At 70.9% G+C, this 17,881-nt stretch carries 15 protein-coding genes; 12 read left to right on the top strand and 3 right to left on the bottom strand.

Going from position 1 to position 17,881, the window contains the following annotated elements; all coding sequences use genetic code 11:
• The 3 genes from thrC to rho all read left to right on the top strand — a co-directional run.
• A partial coding sequence (thrC, locus tag VGN18_RS03255) for a threonine synthase (RefSeq protein ID WP_327538201.1) occupies positions 1–883 on the top strand: 883 nt, incomplete at its 5' end.
• Positions 884–889: 6 nt separating this feature from the next.
• Positions 890–1,810, top strand: a complete 921-nt coding sequence (gene thrB / locus VGN18_RS03250) for a homoserine kinase (RefSeq protein WP_327538200.1) — start codon at positions 890–892, stop codon at positions 1,808–1,810.
• A gap of 294 nt (positions 1,811–2,104) precedes the next feature.
• Positions 2,105–4,060, top strand: a complete 1,956-nt coding sequence (gene rho / locus VGN18_RS03245) for a transcription termination factor Rho (protein ID WP_327538199.1) — start codon at positions 2,105–2,107, stop codon at positions 4,058–4,060.
• A gap of 3 nt (positions 4,061–4,063) precedes the next feature.
• On the opposite strand, the gene VGN18_RS03240 is transcribed toward rho, so the two are convergent.
• Together VGN18_RS03240 and VGN18_RS03235 are read right to left on the bottom strand one after the other, a co-directional pair.
• The gene (locus VGN18_RS03240) at positions 4,064–4,531 is read right to left on the bottom strand and encodes a PH domain-containing protein (protein ID WP_327538198.1); all 468 of its coding nucleotides are present in this window, start codon (positions 4,529–4,531) and stop codon (positions 4,064–4,066) included.
• A gap of 23 nt (positions 4,532–4,554) precedes the next feature.
• Positions 4,555–6,921 carry a glycoside hydrolase family 31 protein gene (locus VGN18_RS03235; RefSeq protein ID WP_327538197.1) on the bottom strand — a complete coding sequence of 789 codons (2,367 nt, stop codon included), beginning with the start codon at positions 6,919–6,921 and terminating at the stop codon, positions 4,555–4,557.
• Positions 6,922–7,021: 100 nt separating this feature from the next.
• Here VGN18_RS03235 and VGN18_RS03230 point away from each other — a divergent pair, with 100 nt between their 5' ends.
• The 6 genes from VGN18_RS03230 (at position 7,022) to galK (ending at position 13,630) form a co-directional block, all read left to right on the top strand.
• The gene (locus tag VGN18_RS03230) at positions 7,022–7,600 is read left to right on the top strand and encodes a hypothetical protein (protein ID WP_327538196.1); all 579 of its coding nucleotides are present in this window, start codon (positions 7,022–7,024) and stop codon (positions 7,598–7,600) included.
• Positions 7,601–7,762: 162 nt separating this feature from the next.
• Positions 7,763–9,031 carry an ABC transporter substrate-binding protein gene (locus VGN18_RS03225; protein WP_349259820.1) on the top strand — a complete coding sequence of 423 codons (1,269 nt, stop codon included), beginning with the start codon at positions 7,763–7,765 and terminating at the stop codon, positions 9,029–9,031.
• Between the two features lie 124 nt (positions 9,032–9,155).
• On the top strand, positions 9,156–10,178 hold the full coding sequence (locus VGN18_RS03220; protein WP_327538194.1) for a sugar ABC transporter permease: 1,023 nt from the start codon (positions 9,156–9,158) through the stop codon (positions 10,176–10,178).
• Entirely contained in the window at positions 10,178–11,080 is a 903-nt protein-coding gene (locus VGN18_RS03215; RefSeq protein WP_327538193.1) for a carbohydrate ABC transporter permease, read from the top strand. Before VGN18_RS03220 ends, VGN18_RS03215 begins: the two co-directional genes overlap by 1 nt.
• A gap of 203 nt (positions 11,081–11,283) precedes the next feature.
• Positions 11,284–12,393 (top strand): sn-glycerol-3-phosphate ABC transporter ATP-binding protein UgpC, encoded by a 1,110-nt coding sequence (locus VGN18_RS03210; RefSeq protein WP_327538192.1) that lies wholly within the window; start codon positions 11,284–11,286, stop codon positions 12,391–12,393.
• Positions 12,394–12,544: 151 nt separating this feature from the next.
• Positions 12,545–13,630, top strand: a complete 1,086-nt coding sequence (galK, locus tag VGN18_RS03205; RefSeq protein WP_327538191.1) for a galactokinase — start codon at positions 12,545–12,547, stop codon at positions 13,628–13,630.
• On the opposite strand, the gene VGN18_RS03200 is transcribed toward galK, so the two are convergent.
• Complete coding sequence (locus VGN18_RS03200) at positions 13,627–15,522, bottom strand: alpha-amylase family protein (protein ID WP_327538190.1); 1,896 nt, start codon at positions 15,520–15,522, stop codon at positions 13,627–13,629. The two genes, galK and VGN18_RS03200, sit on opposite strands and share 4 nt — an antisense overlap.
• A gap of 139 nt (positions 15,523–15,661) precedes the next feature.
• On the opposite strand from VGN18_RS03200, the gene rpmE reads away from it, so the two are divergent.
• From rpmE to prmC, 3 genes are all read left to right on the top strand, one after another.
• On the top strand, positions 15,662–15,880 hold the full coding sequence (gene rpmE, locus VGN18_RS03195) for a 50S ribosomal protein L31 (protein ID WP_327538189.1): 219 nt from the start codon (positions 15,662–15,664) through the stop codon (positions 15,878–15,880).
• An 89-nt stretch (positions 15,881–15,969) separates the two neighbouring features.
• Positions 15,970–17,040 carry a peptide chain release factor 1 gene (prfA, locus tag VGN18_RS03190; protein WP_327538188.1) on the top strand — a complete coding sequence of 357 codons (1,071 nt, stop codon included), beginning with the start codon at positions 15,970–15,972 and terminating at the stop codon, positions 17,038–17,040.
• On the top strand, positions 17,037–17,861 hold the full coding sequence (prmC, locus tag VGN18_RS03185; protein WP_327538187.1) for a peptide chain release factor N(5)-glutamine methyltransferase: 825 nt from the start codon (positions 17,037–17,039) through the stop codon (positions 17,859–17,861). Before prfA ends, prmC begins: the two co-directional genes overlap by 4 nt.
• Positions 17,862–17,881 lie beyond the last annotated feature (20 nt).

Here is a 17,881-nt window from a genome sequence, read left to right as displayed (position 1 = left end):
GTCGTTCAAGGACCGCGGGATGACGATGGCGATCTCACGTGCGGCCGAGGCCGGCGCGAAGGCCGTCATCTGCGCCTCGACCGGCAACACGTCGGCCTCGGCCGCCGCCTACGCCACCGCGGCCGGCATGGCCTGCGCCGTGCTCGTGCCCGACGGCAAGATCGCGATGGGCAAGCTCAGCCAGGCCATCGCCCACGGGGCGACCCTGCTGCAGGTCGACGGCAACTTCGACGACTGCCTCGAACTCGCCCGCAAGCTCGCGGTCGACTACCCGGTGGCGCTGGTCAACTCGGTGAACCCGTTCCGGCTGCAGGGCCAGAAGACCGCCGCGTTCGAGATCTGCGACGTGCTGGGCGGCCCGCCCGACGTCCACTGCATCCCGGTCGGCAACGCCGGCAACATCACCGCCTACTGGATGGGCTACCAGGAGTACGCGCGCGACGGCGTCACCGATCGCTCGCCGCGCATGTTCGGCTTCCAGGCGGCGGGCGCGGCCCCGATCGTGCTCGGCGCCCCGGTGCTGCGGCCGACCACGATCGCGACCGCCATCCGCATCGGCAACCCGGCCTCGTGGACCCAGGCCGAGCAGGCCCGCGACGACTCCCACGGGCTCATCGACGCCGTCACCGACAAGCAGATCCTCGAGGCCTACCGACTCGTGGCGCGCAGCGAGGCGGTGTTCGTCGAGCCCGCATCGGCCGCGTCGGTCGCCGGGCTCCTGGCCACCGCCGCCGACGGCCGACTGCCGGCCGGTTCGCGGGTCGTCTGCACCGTCACCGGCAACGGCCTCAAGGATCCCGAGTGGGCGATCTCGGGCGCGCCGAAGCCGATCACCGTGCCGGTCGACGGGCACGCGGCCGCCGTCCAGCTCGGTCTCGGCTGAGCCGGCGTGAGCGGACACTTCACCGACGCGACCGTCCGGGTCCGCGTTCCGGCCACCAGCGCGAATCTCGGCCCGGGCTTCGACGCGCTGGGCCTCGCCCTCGCGCTCCACGACGACGTCGCGGCGCGGGTCACCGCATCCGGGCTGGAGGTCGAGGTCTCCGGCGAGGGGGCCGACGGCGTGTCCCGCGACGAGACGCACCTCGTCGTGCGGGCGATGCGCCGGGCGTTCACCGCCATGGGCGTCGAATGCCCCGGCCTGGCCCTCACCTGCGACAACCGCATCCCGCACGGGCGCGGGCTCGGCTCGTCGGCCGCGGCCATCGTCGGCGGCCTGCTGCTCGCGCGCGGTCTCGTGCGCGACGGCGTCTCGCGGCTGCCTGACGGCGAGATCCTCGAGTTGGCCTGCGAGCTCGAAGGGCATCCCGACAACGTGGCCCCGTGCCTGCTCGGCGGCCTGACCATCGCCTGGATGGAGGGCGCGACCGCCCTGGCCGTGCGGCGTGATCTCGACCCGGCGATCGTCCCGGTGGCGTTGATCCCGCCGTTCACCGCCTCGACCGAACTCGCCCGCGGTCTGCTGCCGGCGACCGTCCCGCACGCCGACGCCGCCTTCGCCGCGGGCCGCGCCGCGCTGCTCGTCGCCGCGCTCACCGGCACCCCGCAGGCCCTGCTCGCCGCCACCGAGGACCGGCTCCACCAGTCCTACCGGGCGCCGGCGATGCCCGACAGCGCGCAGCTGGTCGCCGAACTGCGATCGCGCGGGCACGCCGCGGTGATCTCGGGAGCCGGTCCCACCGTGCTCGTGCTGGCTCGAGGTCAGGTCGAGGCCGAGTCGGCGATGTCCGCCGCGCCCCAGGATTGGACGTCGATGGTCCTGGTCGTGGACGCGCCGGGCGCGCACGTCCTCGCCGATACGTCGTTGTGATCTTGCCCGTCGGGAACACCGAACCCCAATCCGGTGTTGCTGCTGCTAAGTCGAGCGTCTACGCTCGATCACGTCAGCCAGAGCCCGCTCATGCGCGGCTCGCGACAACCCCGCCAGATCCGAGCCCTTCGGCTCGGGACGACGGCCGGGCGCTGACTTCTCACCACAGCTTCCCGGCACGACGCCGGGGAACCCGGGCCCGGGCGTAAAACAGTCGCCCTGGTCCGACGTAACACAGGTCGAGCCGCACCGAGAGACGTGCGCCGACCGCCCCCTCGGAAGGATCCGACACCAGTGACCGAAACCCACGAGCAGACCCTGCCTGTCGCCATCGAAGCGACGGAGAACGGGGCTGCCGGCCGAACGGGCGCCACCCGCCCCGCGGCCAAGCGAGGCTCGCTGTCCTCGATGCTGCTGCCCGAACTGCAGCAGATCGCCGGTGGCCTCGGCATCAACACGACCAAGAAGAAGAAGAGCGACCTCGTCGCCGCGATCCAGGCGGCCCGCGCGGGCGACGCCCCGTCCAACGGGGCCCCGAAGTCGGAGTCCGCCAAGCCGGAGTCCGCCAAGTCAGAGTCCGCCAAGTCAGAGGCCCCGAAGGCGGATGGCGCGCAGTCCGAGACGCCCCGGGAGCGCCCGGCCCGCCGGGTGGCCCGATCGGCCCAGACCACGCCGGCCGCGGCGCCCTCGGTCGACGGCGGTTCGCCCGAGACGAGCACCGCGCCGACGACCGAGAACGGCAACCAGAGCAACCAGGACCGCGCCCACAACCAGGGCGGCACGGAGCGCAACCAGAACGCCTCCGGCGGCGGCAACCAGGACCGTCAGCGCAACCGCAGCCAGGGCGGCGGCCAGAACAACCAGCCCAACCAGGGCGGTGGCGGCCAGAACCGCAACCAGAACCAGGGCGGCGGCCAGAACCAGGGCGGCGGCCAGAACCGCAACCAGAGCAACCAGGGTGGCGGCGGCAACAACTTCGACGACGACGACGACTTCGAGGGCGGTCGCCGCCGCGGGCGCCGCTACCGCGACCGCCGGGGGCGCAACCGCGAGCGCGTCGGTGGCGGCGGCGGCCAGGGCGGCAACGACGCCGAGCCGACGGTCACCGAGGACGACGTCCTGGTGCCGGTCGCCGGCATCGTCGACTGCATCGAGGACAAGAACGCGTGGTTCGTGCGCGTCGGCGGCTACTTCGCCACGAGCGACGACGTCTTCATCGCCACCGCGCTCGTGCGGCGCCACGGCCTGCGTCGCGGCGACGCGATCACCGGCGTGGTGCGCCAGCCGCGCGAGGGCGAGCGCAAGGAGAAGTACAACCCGCTCGTCCGGCTCGACACCGTCAACGGCGGCAACCCGGATGCCATCAAGGGCCGCCCCGAGTTCACCAAGCTGACGCCGCTCTACCCGCAGGAGCGCCTGCGCCTCGAGACCGAGCCGCACGTGCTGACCACGCGCGTCATCGATCTGGTGATGCCGATCGGCAAGGGCCAGCGCGCCCTGATCGTCTCGCCGCCGAAGGCGGGCAAGACGATGGTGCTGCAGGCCATCGCCAACGCGATCGCGGTCAACAACCCCGAGGCGCACCTCATGGTCGTGCTCGTCGACGAGCGGCCCGAAGAGGTCACCGACATGCAGCGCTCGGTGCGCGGCGAGGTCATCGCCTCGACGTTCGACCGGCGCCCGCAGGACCACATCACCGTCGCCGAGCTCTCCATCGAGCGGGCCAAGCGGCTCGTCGAGATGGGTCACGACGTCGTCGTGCTGCTCGACTCGATCACCCGCCTCGGCCGCGCCTACAACCTCGGCGCACCGGCCAGCGGACGCATCCTGTCCGGTGGCGTCGACTCGACCGCGCTCTACCAGCCGAAGCGCTTCCTCGGCGCGGCCCGCAACATCGAGAACGGTGGCTCGCTGACCATCATCGCCACCGCTCTCGTCGAGACGGGTTCGGCCGGCGACACGGTCTTCTTCGAGGAGTACAAGGGCACCGGCAACGCCGAGCTCAAGCTCGACCGCAAGATTGCCGACAAGCGCGTCTTCCCAGCCATCGACGTCGACCAGAGCTCGACCCGCAAGGAAGAGATCCTGCTGTCGCCCGACGAGCTGGCGGTCACGATCAAGCTGCGCCGCGTGCTGCACGCGCTCGAGTCGCAGCAGGCGATCGAGCTGCTGCTCGACCGGCTGCGCAAGACCCGGACGAACATCGAGTTCCTCATGCAGATCGCGAAGACGACCCCGGGCCAGGACTGACGGTCAACCGCGACGGGCGGCGGCCAGCTCCTTCAGGTGGGTCGCCGTCCCGTGCATGATCGACCGCACCCGGCTCATCTTCGTGGGCAGGGTCGGCAGCAGCAGTGACGGCGGCACGTCCACGTGCGCGCCGGTGACGCGGGTGATGCGGATGGTCGTCGCGTTGCGGCGGCCCACCGTCATCTCGACGTCCTTCACGTCGTTCCACTCGACCAGGTCGGTGCGAAAGAGGTGGCGCACCCAGATGCCGTCGTCGTCGGCGACGAGCAGGTAGCGCAGCGCGACGACGGCGCCGAACAGCGACGCCGCGGCGATGATGCCGGTCATGATCAGCGCCCCCGGGCTCAGGTGCACGTTGAGGTCGAGCGCCAGCAGCCCGGTCGCGACCAGCACCAGCACGGCGGCCTGCCACGGCGGGATGCGCCACTCCTGCGGCAGGTCCCGCGATCGGTTCGTTTCGGTCGGGGGCATCGCTGCAGCGTAGGTGAGCCGGGTCAGGCCGGGTTGGCCGTGACGAGCTCGACGATCGCGTCGCGCAGCGCGGGCGGGATCGCCAGCGCGGTCAGCTGCGGGACGAGGCGCACGAGGTCGTCGTCGAACGCCGCGTACACCTCCTCCTTCAGCGCGTAGCCGACCTGGGCGTGGTCGAGGAGTTCGAAGACGCGGCGCCGCACGTCGGCATTCGTCCGCAGCGATGGATCGCCCGACACCGACACGTCGATCGCCGAGGTCAGCGGGACCTGGGGCAGCGCGATGCGCACGCTGCCCGGGACCGGGCCGCGGGTGACCTCCAGCTCGTGCGTCGCCCCGTTGACCGTCGCCGTCGCGGCGTCGACCGCGGTGGCGCCGCACAGCACGATCTCGTAGCGACGTGCGCCCGGGACGGACTCGAGCGAACCCTGCACCGCACCGATGCCCACCGAGCCCGACGCGGCGTCGTACGTGACCGGGGTCAGGGCCCACCGCTCGTCGTCGGAGTCCTCCGCGACGGTGAACGAGCCGTCGGCGCCGGCGAAGACCCACAGCTCGAGCGTCTGCGGGTTCGCCGTGCCCGACGTCTCGCCGGCCGGTGTCAGGGGCACGATCGCCCCGGCCCGGGCCAGCACCGGGATCGAGTCGAGGTCGCGGTGCAGCACGATCGAGCGGTCGCCGCGGTAGGTCAGCCCGGTGAACACGTCGATCCACGCGCCCGGCGGCAGCCAGGCGGTCACTGCGCCGAGCAGCGTGCCGTCGTCGCGCGGGGTCGTGATCGGCGCGACCAGCAGCTGGTCGCCGAACATGTACTGGTTCGGCACGTCGTAGGCGTGCGCGGTCTCGGGGTGGTCGTAGTACATCGGCTGCACCAGCGGCTGGTGCTCGAGGTGGGCGCGCCGGTTCATCGTGTAGAGGTACGGGACGAGCCGGTGCCGCAGCGCGAGGAACCGCTCCATCGTCTGCTCGGCCGGCGCCCCGAAGCGCCACGGCTCCTTGGTGTTGAACAGGCCCTTGCTCGAGTGCAGCCGGGTGATGGGGGAGAAGACCCCGAACTGCACCCAGCGCACGGCGAGCTCGTCGTCCTTCTCGCCGAAGAAGTGGCCGCCGATGTCATGGCTCCACCAGCCGTAACCGACGTTCGACGCGGTGGCGGTGAAGTAGGGCTGGAACTCGAGCGACGCCCAGCTGATCACCGTGTCGCCGGAGAAGCCGATCGGGTAGCGGTGGCTGCCGATGCCGGCATAGCGCGAGAACGTGAGCGGCCGGCGGCCGCCGCGTCCGGAGTCGAGGTAGTGGACGTGGTTGAGCAGCCACAGCGGGTCGAGCCCGGCGATGCGGGTGACACCGCCCTGCTGCCAGTCCAGCCACCAGAAGTCGACGCCCTCGGCCTCGAGCGGGTGGTGGAGCTCCTCGAGGTAGGCCGCGATGAACTCGGGGTCGGTCGGGTCGAAGGCCACCGGCAGCTCGCTCGCCGGGTCGATGCCGAGGCGCTGTGCGATGGCCGGGTAGGCCGTCTCGTGGCCGTGGACGCCCTCGGCCGGGTGCACGTTGAGCGAGACCGCCAGGCCGCGCCGGTGCAGCTCCTCGAGGAAGGCCTTCGGGTCGGGGAACAGGTCGGTGTTCCAGCTGTAGCCGGTCCAGCCGCTGCCGTAGCGCGGGTCGATCTCGACCCAGTGCCAGTCCATGTCGAGGACGGCCACCGACAGCGGGGTGGCGACGGCCTCGAAGTGATCGAGCAGTTCGAGGTACTCGTCGGCCGAGTAGGGGTGGTAGCGGCTCCACCAGTTGCCCAGGGCGAAGCGCGGCAGCAGCGGCTGCGGGCCGGTCAGGCGGTAGAGCGCGGCGAGCGCGGCGCGATAGTCGCGGCCGAAGGCGAAGACGTAGAGGTCGAGCGTGCCGGGGCGTCGCGACACGACCCAGCCGTCGTCGCCGAGCAGCACCGTGCCCGAGTCGTCGACGACGGTGATGCCGTCGCGGGAGAGGATGCCGGGCTCGAGCGGGCAGGGGCCGTCGACCTCGTCGAGGGTGCGGGCGGTGCCGCCGAGGTTGCGGGTCGGCAACCCGAAACGCCACACGCTGCCCGAGGAGTGGAAGCCGCCCTTGGCCTGCACCGACAGGCCCTCGGTGCTGAACGGCCGCTTGTCGTAGGAAAGATGCAGCCGGGACGTGTGCACCTCGAGCAGGTCGTCGGACTCGGTGACGCTGAAGTCGTTGGCCGGGAAGGCGCGGTCGACGACGCTCTGCGACGGCCGGTCCTCGAACCGGCCGCTCTCGTCGTACTCGAGCCGCACGAGGCCGGCGTCGAGCACCGTGATGCGGTAGTTCGGACCGGCCACGACGTTGGCCGCGTCGGCGGCTCCGTCACCCGTGACGAAATCTGGGAACACCGTTCGTGTGCCTTCCGCAAGCGTTTTCGCAGGACGGGGGAGAACGCTACTGCACCCGGTTCCGGGGCATCGCGGACGACGATCGTTACCGTTACCGCCCATGACCTTCGACTCGCGGCACCCGGCCCCGCGCGGTGACGCGCTCGCCCGGCTCGAGGCCGCCGGCGCGTGCCTGCCCGGTGCGGCCTTCGTGGCGACCGGCACCGTGCTCGTGCTGGCCGCCTTCACGGTGCTGAACTGGTTCCGCGACGGCGCCGGTTTCTTCACCGGCGCGGGCAGCAACACGTCGTTCAACCAGGTCGGCGACATCCTGGATCTGCGCCGGGCGCAGTTCGCCCAGCAGGGGCTGACGAAGTACGTCTCGTTCGGGGCGTCCCAGCCCTATTTCTCCTGGTTCGGCTGGACGCTGCTGCTCGCGGCCGTGCTCACCGGCGGGCTGGCTGTGTCCCGCCTGGGCCGGCGCTGGATCCTGCGGTGGCTAGGGGCGGTCGTGAGCGTCGCCGGCGTCGCGTTCACCCTGCTCGCGCTGAACCTGGTGACGGTCGAGGGCAACGCGGGCAACAACGCGGACCTCCCCGATTACGGCCAGTACATCGCGCATGCCGGCCTCGGGGCCTGGGCCGCCGCGGGCGGGTTCCTGCTCGTCGCCGTCGGCTCGCTCGTACCGCACCGCGACTGACCGGCCGGACCGACAACGGTCCTCGCTCGACAACGATCGGCGGCCCGCACCAGACCTCGATAACGAATCGATACCGAAACGTTGAGATCCGCGCCACCCGCGCCGGGCAATGGCAGGTTGTCCACCCGTAAGGGTTTTCAGGGATTGGGTGAAAGGACGCTGATGCGACCAAGAAAGATGATCGCCACCGCTGTCGCCGTCGGCCTCAGTTTTTCGACGTTGACGGCCTGCTCGTCATCGGGCGGCGGGAGTGGATCTAACAACTCGACGGGACCGATCACCTTCGTGACCGGCAAGGACAACGCCAACGTGTGGCCTCCGTTGATCGCCAAGTGGAACGCGGCGCATCCGAAGGAGCAGGTCACGCTCAAGCAGCAGAGCGACCAGGCCGACCAGCAGCTGTCCGACCTCCAGCAGCACTTCCAGGCCAAGGACGCCAACTACGACGTCGTGACCGTCGACGTCGTGTGGTCGGCCGAGTTCGCGGCCAAGGGCTGGCTCGTCCCGCTGACCGGCAAGAACGCGCTCGACACGTCGAAGCTGCTGCCGGCCACGGTCAAGGCCGCCACCTACAACGGCACGCTCTACGCGGCGCCCTACGCCTCGGACGGCGGGCTGCTCTACTACCGCAAGGATCTCGTCCCGACGGCGCCGACCACGTGGGACCAGCTCATCAGTGACTGCCAGGGCAAGACGAGCCCGACGATCACCGGGCCCAAGCCGGGCTGCTACGCCGGTCAGTTCGCCAAGTACGAGGGCCTGACCGTGAACGCGGCCGAGGCGATCAACGCCGCGGGCGGCGTCATCGTGAAGTCGGACGGCAAGACGCCGGACGTCAACACCCCGGAAGCGGCCAAGGGTCTCGACTTCCTGGTCAACGGCTTCAAGCAGGGCTACATCCCGCGCGAGGCCATCGGCTTCCAGGAGACGCAGAGCCTCAACGCCTTCCAGGCCGGCCAGCTCGTCTTCATGCGCAACTGGCCCTACGCCGACGCCATCCTCAACGGTCCCGGCTCCAAGGTGAAGGGCAAGTTCGACATCGCCCCGCTCCCGGGCCCGAGCGGTCACGGTGCCTCGAGCCTCGGTGGCCACAGCCTCGCGGTGAGCAAGTTCTCGAAGCACCAGGCCACGGGTGCCGCCTTCGTCAAGTGGATGGAGGAGCCGGAGCAGCAGACCTACGACCTCACCAAGGGCACGCTCGCCCCGGTGATCACCTCGCTCTACAGCGACGCCGCGCTGGTCAAGCAGTTCCCGTACCTGCCGACGCTGCTCAAGAGCATCGAGACCGCCGTGCCGCGGCCGGTGACGCCGTTCTACCCGGCCGTCACCGAGGCGATCGAGGTCAACGCGTACGCAGCGCTCCAGGGTCAGACGTCGACGACGGCTGCCTTGGCCGCGATGCAGAAGGCGATCGCGTCAGCGACGGGCTAAGGCCGGTCTGCTAGTCAGGGCGCCCGCGCCCACCCTCACCCGGGCGGAGCGATTCAGGTCTATTGAGTCGCTCCGCCTGGTGTGAGACGGTCATCACATCGCCGCGTCCCAGGGGGAGACCCTCATGACACTCGCCGGACCCGTTGAAGAGCGCGCGACAGAGGGCTCGGGCCCCCCGTCGCCGACGAAGAAGCGCAAGAAGATCAAGTCGGGTGAGGGCCGCCTGGCGCTCATGCTCATTGCCCCCACGATCGTGCTGCTGGCGATGGTGGTCGGGTACCCGATCGTCGACGCCGTTCAGCACTCGTTCCTCACCGACCAGGGCCTGGACAAGGCCGGGTTCTTCAACCAGGGCGGTCAGTGGAACGGGGTCAGCAACTACAAGTACTGGCTCCTGCAGCAGTGCCCCACGGCTGGTGGCGGCACCAGCAGTTGCCCCAGCGGCACGCTGGGTTCGCAGTTCTGGGACAGCGTCGGGGTCACCCTCCTCTTCGCCATCGTCACGGTCACCTTCGAGACGGTCATCGGCATGGGCTTCGCGCTGATGATGAACCGGCCCTTCAGGGGTCGTGGCCTCGTCCGCGCGGTCATCCTCATCCCGTGGGCGATCCCGACCGCCGTCACGGCCAAGCTCTGGTCGGTCGTCTACGACCCGCAGGGCATCCTCAACCACCTGCTCGGTACGAGCTTCCAATGGACCTCGGACCAGTGGCCGGCCCGGTGGGCGATCATCATCGCCGACACCTGGAAGACGACGCCGTTCATCGCGCTGCTGATCCTGGCCGGCCTGCAGGGCATCAGCGCCGACCTCTACGAGTCGGCCAAGATCGACGGCGCCAACGCCTGGCAGCGATTCACCAAGGTGACGCTGCCGCTGGTCAAGCCGGCCCTCGCCGTGGCGGTCATCTTCCGCGCCCTCGACGCCCTGCGCATGTACGACCTGCCGGCGATCCTGACCGGCGGTGCCAACGGGACGACGACGATGTCGATCCTGGTCGTGCGCCAACTCCAGGCGACGAACGTCAACTCGGCGTCCGCGCTGTCGACGGTCACGTTCGTCATGATCTTCGCGATCTCCCTGGCCCTCGTCCGCTTGTTCAACGCGAACATCGTCGGCGCCCAGAAGCCGAGCAAGGAGGCGAAATAATGGCGACCGCTCTCCAGGACGCCCCGTCGGCCCCGCCGCCGGCATCGGCCAAGGCCAGCGCGCCGAAGGAGCCCTTCAAGTGGGGCAACCTCGGCACCGCCGGGGTCATGGTGATCATCATCCTGTGGTGTCTGTTGCCGTTCTACTGGATGGTCGTCATGGCCTTCCGCGACAACGCCTACACCTACGACAACACGTTCTGGTTCACGCATCTCACGATGAAGAACTTCAGCTACGCGTTCGACACGACGAACAACGCGTTCGGTCGGTCACTGGTGAACAGCCTGATCATCGGCACCTGCGTCACCGTGCTGGCGATGGTCATCGGCGTCTTCGCCGGCTACGCGTTGGCCCGCCTGGCCTTCCGGGGCAAGGGCATCGTCCTCGCGGCCATTCTCGCGGCGTCGATGTTCCCGGGCGTGGCGATCCTGACGCCGATCTTCCAGCTGTTCACCGACTTCGGCTGGCTCGGCACCTACCAGGGTCTGATCCTGCCGCAGATCTCGTTCTCGCTGCCGCTCGCGGTCTACACGCTGACGTCGTTCTTCGCCGACATGCCGTGGGAGCTCGAGCAGGCCGCCCGGGTCGACGGTGCGACCCCCGGCCAGGCGTTCCGGCTGGTCATCCTGCCGCTCGCCGCCCCGGCCATGTTCACCACCTCGATCCTGGTGTTCCTGGCCTCGTGGAACGAGTACCTGCTGTCCAGCGTGCTGTCCAACGGCAACACCAACGTCGAACCGTCGACGGTGGCCATCGCCAAGTTCACCGCCGGTCCGCACATCGTCGCCAACACCCAGACGATGGCGGCCGGGCTCGTGGTCACCGTCCCTCTGGTGATCGTCGTCCTGCTCTTCCAGCGTCGCATCGTCAGCGGTCTGACCGCCGGTGGTGTGAAGGGCTGATCCAGCCCCCTCGGATGCACCACCGTTCCACCAACACAGTGCAGTGCCGCAATGCCCGCTCGAGGACCGCTCCATTAGACCGGTGGAGCACTCGGTCGTCGTCGGGAATGCCGTGAGACCCGCCGGGTCGGGCAACGTCGCCTGACCCGGGGTGTCCGTACCCGGCGCGGTATCCACACCGGTCGAGAGAGGGGCAATGCCCCATGGCTGCAGTGCAGTTCTTGAAGGCGACCTGCCAGTACCCGGGTAACCCGGTGCCGTCGGTCAACGAGTTGGACCTCGACATCAACGACGGCGAGTTCATGGTCCTGGTCGGCCCGTCCGGGTCGGGCAAGTCCACCGCGCTGCGCATGCTGGCCGGCCTCGAAGAGGTCAGCCGCGGCGAGATCCGCATCAACGACGTCGACGTCTCGGCCAAGCCGCCGAAGGAACGCGACATCGCGATGGTGTTCCAGTCCTACGCGCTCTACCCGCACATGAGCGTCGCCGAGAACATGGGCTTCGCGCTCAAGCTCGCCGGCGTCAACAAGGACGAGCGCGAGCGCAAGGTGCTCGAGGCGGCGAAGCTGCTCAACCTCGAGGACTACCTGCAGCGCAAGCCGAAGGCCCTCTCCGGTGGCCAGCGCCAGCGGGTGGCGATGGGCCGCGCCATCGTGCGCTCGCCTGCCGTGTTCCTCATGGACGAGCCCCTGTCGAACCTCGACGCCAAGCTGCGGGTCGAAACGCGCTCCAACATCGCCCAGCTGCAGGCGCGGCTCGGCACCACCACCCTCTACGTCACCCACGACCAGGTCGAGGCCATGACCATGGGGCACCGGGTGGCGATCCTCAAGGAGGGCGGCTTCCTGCAGCAGGTCGACACCCCGCGCAACCTCTACGACACCCCCGCCAACGCGTTCGTCGCGGGCTTCATCGGCTCGCCGGCCATGAACCTGCGCCCGGCCGAAATCGTCGACGGAGGCGCCCGGCTCGGCAACATCGTGCTGCCACTGAAGCCGCAGGTGATGGCCGCGGCCAAGGAGGCCGGGCTCAGCACCATCACGCTGGGCGTGCGGCCCGAGTCGTTCCAGGCCAGCCGGCCCGGTGCCGACGGCACCGCCTCCGGACTGCGGATCGAGGTCAAGCTCGTCGAGGAGCTCGGCGCCGACGCGTTCGTCTACGGCAAGCTCGAGGGCGACGAGAACGACGACAGGAACTACACCGTCCGCTTCGACGGCCGGGTGCCCCCGCGGATCGGCGACGTCGTCACCGTCGACGTGCACACCGGCGAGGAGCACGCGTTCCACCCCGAGACGGGCCTGCGACTCGGCTGATCCCCCCACGCACGCGCCGGCGGCGCACGGGTCGACCGACCCGTGCGCCGCTGTCGTTCGCGGTGCACTGTCGGTTCCGGCGCACAGTTACGGCGCACTACGGTGGTCCCGTGCCCCGTACCGCCGACCCCGCCCGCCGCCCGTGACGGTCGTGTGGCGTGCGCCGGGCCGGGTCAACCTGATCGGTGAGCACACCGACTACAACGACGGCTTCGTCGCGCCGATCGCGCTGCCGCTCGGCATCACGGCCCGGGTCACGGCGACCACGGACGGCGCGGTGCACGCCCGCTCGGTCGGCGTCGAACCGGCGCGCTTCGATCTCGCCGGCCTCGCGCCGGGCACGGTCGAGGGCTGGGCGGCCTACGTGGCCGGCGTCGTCTGGGCGCTGGCCGAGCGCGGGCACGACATCACCGGCGCCGACATCGACCTCGACGGCGACGTGCCCCACGGGGCCGGACTCTCCTCGTCGGCCGCGCTCGAGTGCGTGGTCGCGATCGCGCTGGACGACGTCTTCGGCCTCGGGCTCACGCGCGACGAGCTGATCGCGGTGGCCCGCCGGGCCGAGAACGACTACGTGGGGCTGCCCAACGGTGTGCTCGACCAGAGCGCGTCGCTGCTGTGCCGGGCCGGGCACGTCCTGCTGCTGGACACCCGCAGCGGCGAGCGGCGTCACGTCCCGTTCGATCTGGCCGCCGCCGGCCTCGCGCTCCTGGTCATCGACACCCGCGCGCCGCACCGCCTCGTCGACGGCGAGTACGCCGCCCGGCGCCGCGACTGCGAGGCGGCCGCGGCCGAGCTCGGCATGACCGCCCTGCGCGACGTCGTGGACCTCGTCGCCGCGCTCGCCGCGCTCACCGACGAGCGGCTGCGCCACCGGGTGCGGCACGTCGTCACCGAGAACGCCCGCGTGCTCGAGGTCATGGGCATCCTCGACGGCGGGGGAGACCTACGGGCGATCGGGCCGGTGCTCATCGCGTCGCACATGTCGCTGCGCGACGACTACGAGGTGTCCAGCCCGGAGCTCGATCTCGCCGTCTCGGCCGCGCTCGGCGCCGGCGCCCACGGCGCCCGGATGACCGGTGGCGGTTTCGGCGGCTCGGCCATCGCCCTGGTCGATGCCGCGTCGGCCGATGACGTCACCGCCGCGGTCACGGCCGGCTTCGCCGCGGCCGGATTCGGCCCGCCCTCGGTGTTCGCCGCCGTGGCGGCCGACGGCGCGCACCGGGTCGAGGTCTAGCGCGCCAGCAGCCAGACCGCCTGGTAGGGCGCGAGCCAGATGTTTGCGTCGACGTCCACCGGCAGGTCGGAGCCGGACAGCACGTCGCGGTGGCGGCCGAGGCCGAGCTGCTCGAGCCGGTAGGCCGGCCAGGCGCGGCGCGACCCGGTGACGTTGTACAGCTCGAGCAGCACGCCTTCGGGGTGCCGGCGCAGGACGGGCAGGATGCCCGGGTCGGCCGGCTCGAGCACCTGCGACTGCGTGGCCGCGTGCATCATCGGCAGCACTGCGCGGGTGGCCGCCAGGTGGCGCATCGCGGCGAACACCCGCTGCTCGACCGTGCCCGGCTCCGCGCGCCGGGCCTGGGCGGCGCGATCCATGCGGGGACGGTGCGTCCACCGGTTGTCGCCCTCGTGCCCGGGCTCGTCGGCCCAGCGTGGATCGTCCGGCAGGGCGAGCTCGTCGCCCATCCAGATCACCGGCACGCCACCCCACCCGAGCACCAGCGCGTAGCCCAGGACGAGCCGGGCGATCGCGAGGTCGAGCGCGAGCGGGTCGCCGCCGGAGCGGGCGTCGTCGAGCCCGACGAGCGCGGCGGTCATGCCGCTGACGCGCCGGTCGCCGGTGGCCGGGTTCGCCTGGAACACCAGCCCGTGGCCGAACGTGCCGGGGAACGCGCCGGTGTAGAAGTCGGACAGGAAGGTGCGGTGCCCGTAGCCGGTCAGGCCGACGGCGGCGGCATCGGTGTCGTCGATGGCCCAGCCGATGTCGTCGTGGCAACGCAGGTAGCAGATCCAAGCGGTCGTGATCGGCACCGACGGCAACTCCTGCAGCGCCCGCACCGCGAGGGTGACGTCCTGCGTCGCGAGCATCGACCAGATCTGCACCATCAGCGTGTTGTGATAGGCCAGATCGCTGACCTTGCCGTGATGGCGGCCGCGGCCCAGGTAGTGCACGAGATCGTCGGGCGCGACGATCGCCTCGGCCTTGAGCAGCACGGCCGGGCAGGCGATGCGAATCAGGGCGCGGAGCGCCTGGGCGATCGAGTGCACCTCGGGCTGGTTCTGGCAGTTGGTCCCCAGCCGCTTCCAGAGGAACGCGATCGCGTCCAGCCGCAGCACCTCGACGCCGGCGTTGGCGAGGAACAGCACGATGTCGGCGTACTCGGCGAAGACGTCGGGATTGGTCCAGTTGACGTCCCACTGGAAGTCGTTGAACGTTGTCCAGACCCAGGCGTCGAGCTCGGGGTCATGGGTGAAGTTGCCCGGCGCGAAGTCGGGGAACACCTCGGGCAGCGTCCGCTCGTAGGCGTCGGGCTCGGTGCGGTCGGGGTAGACGTGGAAGTAGTCGCGGTACGTCGGCTCGCCGGCTCGGGCCCGCACCGCCCACTCGTGCTCACGGGCCACGTGGTTGAGCACGAGGTCGAGCACGAGGCTGATGCCCTGCTCCCGCAGCTCGAACGCCAGCTTGCGCAGGTCGTCGACGGTGCCGAGGTCGGCCCGCACCTCGCGGTAATCGGCCACCGCGTACCCGCCGTCGCTGTCGCCGTCGCGGGGACGCAGCAACGGCATCAGGTGCAGGTAGCCGACGCCGAGCTCGCGCAGGTAGTGGATCTCGTCGGCGACGCCGGTGAGCGATCCGGCGAAACGGTCGGCGTAGGCGGCGTAGCCGAGCATGCCCGGCTGCTGGAACCAGTCGGGCGTCAGCGTGCGGACGAGATCGAGGTGGTGCAGGTCGTCGGGCCGCTCGGCGTAGGCGCGGGCGGCGAGCTCGATCAGGCGCTCCTCGAGGGTCGCGGCCACCGCCTCGGGGTAGAGATCGAGCAGGCCCTCCCGCAGGTCGGGCCGCCACCGCTGCACCCGGATCTCGAACAGCTCCCGGCGATCGCCCGACAGCCCGGACAGCGGATTCATGGCGGTGATCCTGCCACCCGGCGCCGGGGAATGGAGCAGCCCGCGTAGCCGTTAGACTGGGCGTTCGACACTCCAACCCGGCTCCGGTTCACGCCAGCACCCACGGCGACCCGGCGGCCATCCGAAGGGAACCAGCATCATGCGTGAAGGCATCCACCCCGAGTACGTCGTCACCGAGGTGACCTGCTCGTGCGGCAACACGTTCACCACTCGCAGCACCTCGAAGTCGGGTCAGCTGCACGCGGACGTCTGCTCGGCCTGCCACCCGTTCTACACGGGCAAGCAGAAGATCATGGACGTCGGCGGCCGCGTCGACAAGTTCGAGAAGCGCTACGGCAAGCGCGTCCGCAACTCCTAGCTCTTCCGACGGCGCCCGTTGCCGCCCCCTCATCGGGGGCGGCGGCGGGCGCCGTTCCCATGTCGGCGTCGGGTAGCTAGGAGAGGCACATGAGCGATACACCGGGACGGCTGCCTGAGCTGCTGGCCGAGTACGCCGAGGTGGAGACGGCCCTGGCCGATCCCGAGGTGCACAGCGACCAGCAGCGGGCCCGCGACCTCGGACGACGCTTCGCCGAGCTGGCCCCGATCCGGGCGGCGGCGACCGAGCTCGAGACCGCGCGGGACGACCTGGAGGCCGCTCGCGAGCTGGCCGGTGAGGACGCCTCCTTCGCCGTCGAGGCCGACGCCCTGGTCGTCCGCATCGACGAGCTCGAGGAACGGCTGCGGCGCCTGCTGCTGCCCAAGGACCCGAACGATGCCAAGGACGTCATCCTCGAGGTCAAGGCGGGCGAGGGCGGTGAGGAGTCGGCGCTGTTCGCCGGCGACCTGCTGCGCATGTACCTCCGCTACGCCGAACGTCTCGGCTGGCAGACCGAGGTGCTCGACGACGAGCCGACCGATCTGGGCGGCAAGAAGTCGGTCACCATCGCCGTCCGCGCCCGCAAGCCCACCGACGCGGTCTGGGCGCACCTGAAGTACGAGGGCGGTGTGCACCGCGTCCAGCGGGTACCGGCCACCGAGTCGCAGGGCCGCATCCACACCTCGGCCGCGGGCGTCGTCGTGCTGCCCGAGGCCGATGAGGTCGACGTCGAGATCGATCCCAATGACCTGCGCATCGACGTCTACCGCTCGTCCGGGCCGGGCGGGCAGAGCGTGAACACCACCGACTCGGCCGTGCGCATCACGCACATCCCCACCGGCACCGTGGTCAGCATGCAGAACGAGAAGAGCCAGCTGCAGAACCGTGAGGCCGGCCTGCGGGTGCTGCGGGCCCGACTGCTCGCCGCGGCCCAGGACGCCGCCGAGTCGGCCGCCTCGGACGCGCGCCGGTCGCAGGTCCGCACCGTCGACCGCTCCGAGCGGGTGCGTACCTACAACTTCCCGGAGAACCGGATCAGCGACCACCGCGTCGGCTTCAAGGCCTACAACCTCGACCAGGTGCTCGACGGCGCGCTCGACGACGTCATCGCCGCGCTGCGCCAGGCCGACACCGAAGCGCTGCTGTCGGGCAGTTCGTGACCCTGCTGACGGACGCGACGGCGCGGTTGGCGGCCGCCGGGATCGCGACGCCGCGGGTCGACGCCGAGCTGCTGCTCGCGCACGCGCTGCGCGTGCCCCGGTCGCGGCTCGTGCTCGTCGAGCCCGACGCCGACGCGCTGGCCGCGTTCGAGGGCCTGCTGGTGCGGCGGGAGAGCCGCGAGCCGCTGCAGCACATCGTCGGCACCGCCCCGTTCCGGCACATCGAGATCCCGGTCGGGCCCGGCGTGTTCGTGCCGCGCCCGGAGACCGAGTTGCTCGTCGACGCCGTCCTCGAGCACCTGCGCGCGGCCGCGGAGCCCGTCGTCGTCGACCTCTGTTCGGGCAGCGGCACGCTCGCCCTGGCGATCGCCGACGAGGTGCCGGCCGGTCGGGTGATCGCGGTCGAGCAGGCCGGTGAGGCCGCGTGCTGGCTCGCCCGCAACGCCACCGGCACCCGCGTCGAACCGGTGGTCGCCGACGTGCGCGATCCGCACCTGCTGCCCGAGCTGCGCGGCCGGGTCGACGCCGTCGTGGCCAACCCGCCCTACGTGCCGAGCGGGGTCGAGGTGTCGCCCGAGGTCCGGGCCGACCCGCCCGACGCGGTGTTCGCCGGGGCCGACGGTCTCGCGCTGATGCCGTCGGTGATCGCCCGCGCGGCCGAGCTGCTGCGTCCTGACGGCGCGTTCGCGGTCGAGCACGACGACACGCACGAGACGGCGGTGCCCGACCTGCTGCGGGCCGACGGGCGCTTCACCGCGATCACCGCGCACCGCGATCTGGCCGGCCTACCCCGGTTCGCCACCGCTCGCCGGGTGCGCTGACCTCCGGGAGTGCTGACCTC

The sequence above is a fragment of the Jatrophihabitans sp. genome, assembly GCF_036000465.1.
Taxonomy (GTDB): domain Bacteria; phylum Actinomycetota; class Actinomycetes; order Mycobacteriales; family Jatrophihabitantaceae; genus Jatrophihabitans.
This window is presented reverse-complemented; position numbering and strand designations above follow the sequence as displayed.

Bases quoted from the DNA above. Each gene is read 5' to 3' on its own strand.
- VGN18_RS03240 (WP_327538198.1), bottom strand. From the start codon at position 4,531: ATGCCCCCGACCGAAACGAACCGATCGCGGGACCTGCCGCAGGAGTGG.
- VGN18_RS03230 (WP_327538196.1), top strand. From the start codon at position 7,022: ATGACCTTCGACTCGCGGCACCCGGCCCCGCGCGGTGACGCGCTCGCC.
- VGN18_RS03225 (WP_349259820.1), top strand. From the start codon at position 7,763: ATGCGACCAAGAAAGATGATCGCCACCGCTGTCGCCGTCGGCCTCAGT.
- VGN18_RS03220 (WP_327538194.1), top strand. From the start codon at position 9,156: ATGACACTCGCCGGACCCGTTGAAGAGCGCGCGACAGAGGGCTCGGGC.
- VGN18_RS03215 (WP_327538193.1), top strand. From the start codon at position 10,178: ATGGCGACCGCTCTCCAGGACGCCCCGTCGGCCCCGCCGCCGGCATCG.
- VGN18_RS03210 (WP_327538192.1), top strand. From the start codon at position 11,284: ATGGCTGCAGTGCAGTTCTTGAAGGCGACCTGCCAGTACCCGGGTAAC.
- VGN18_RS03200 (WP_327538190.1), bottom strand. From the start codon at position 15,522: ATGAATCCGCTGTCCGGGCTGTCGGGCGATCGCCGGGAGCTGTTCGAG.
- rpmE (WP_327538189.1), top strand. From the start codon at position 15,662: ATGCGTGAAGGCATCCACCCCGAGTACGTCGTCACCGAGGTGACCTGC.
- prfA (WP_327538188.1), top strand. From the start codon at position 15,970: ATGAGCGATACACCGGGACGGCTGCCTGAGCTGCTGGCCGAGTACGCC.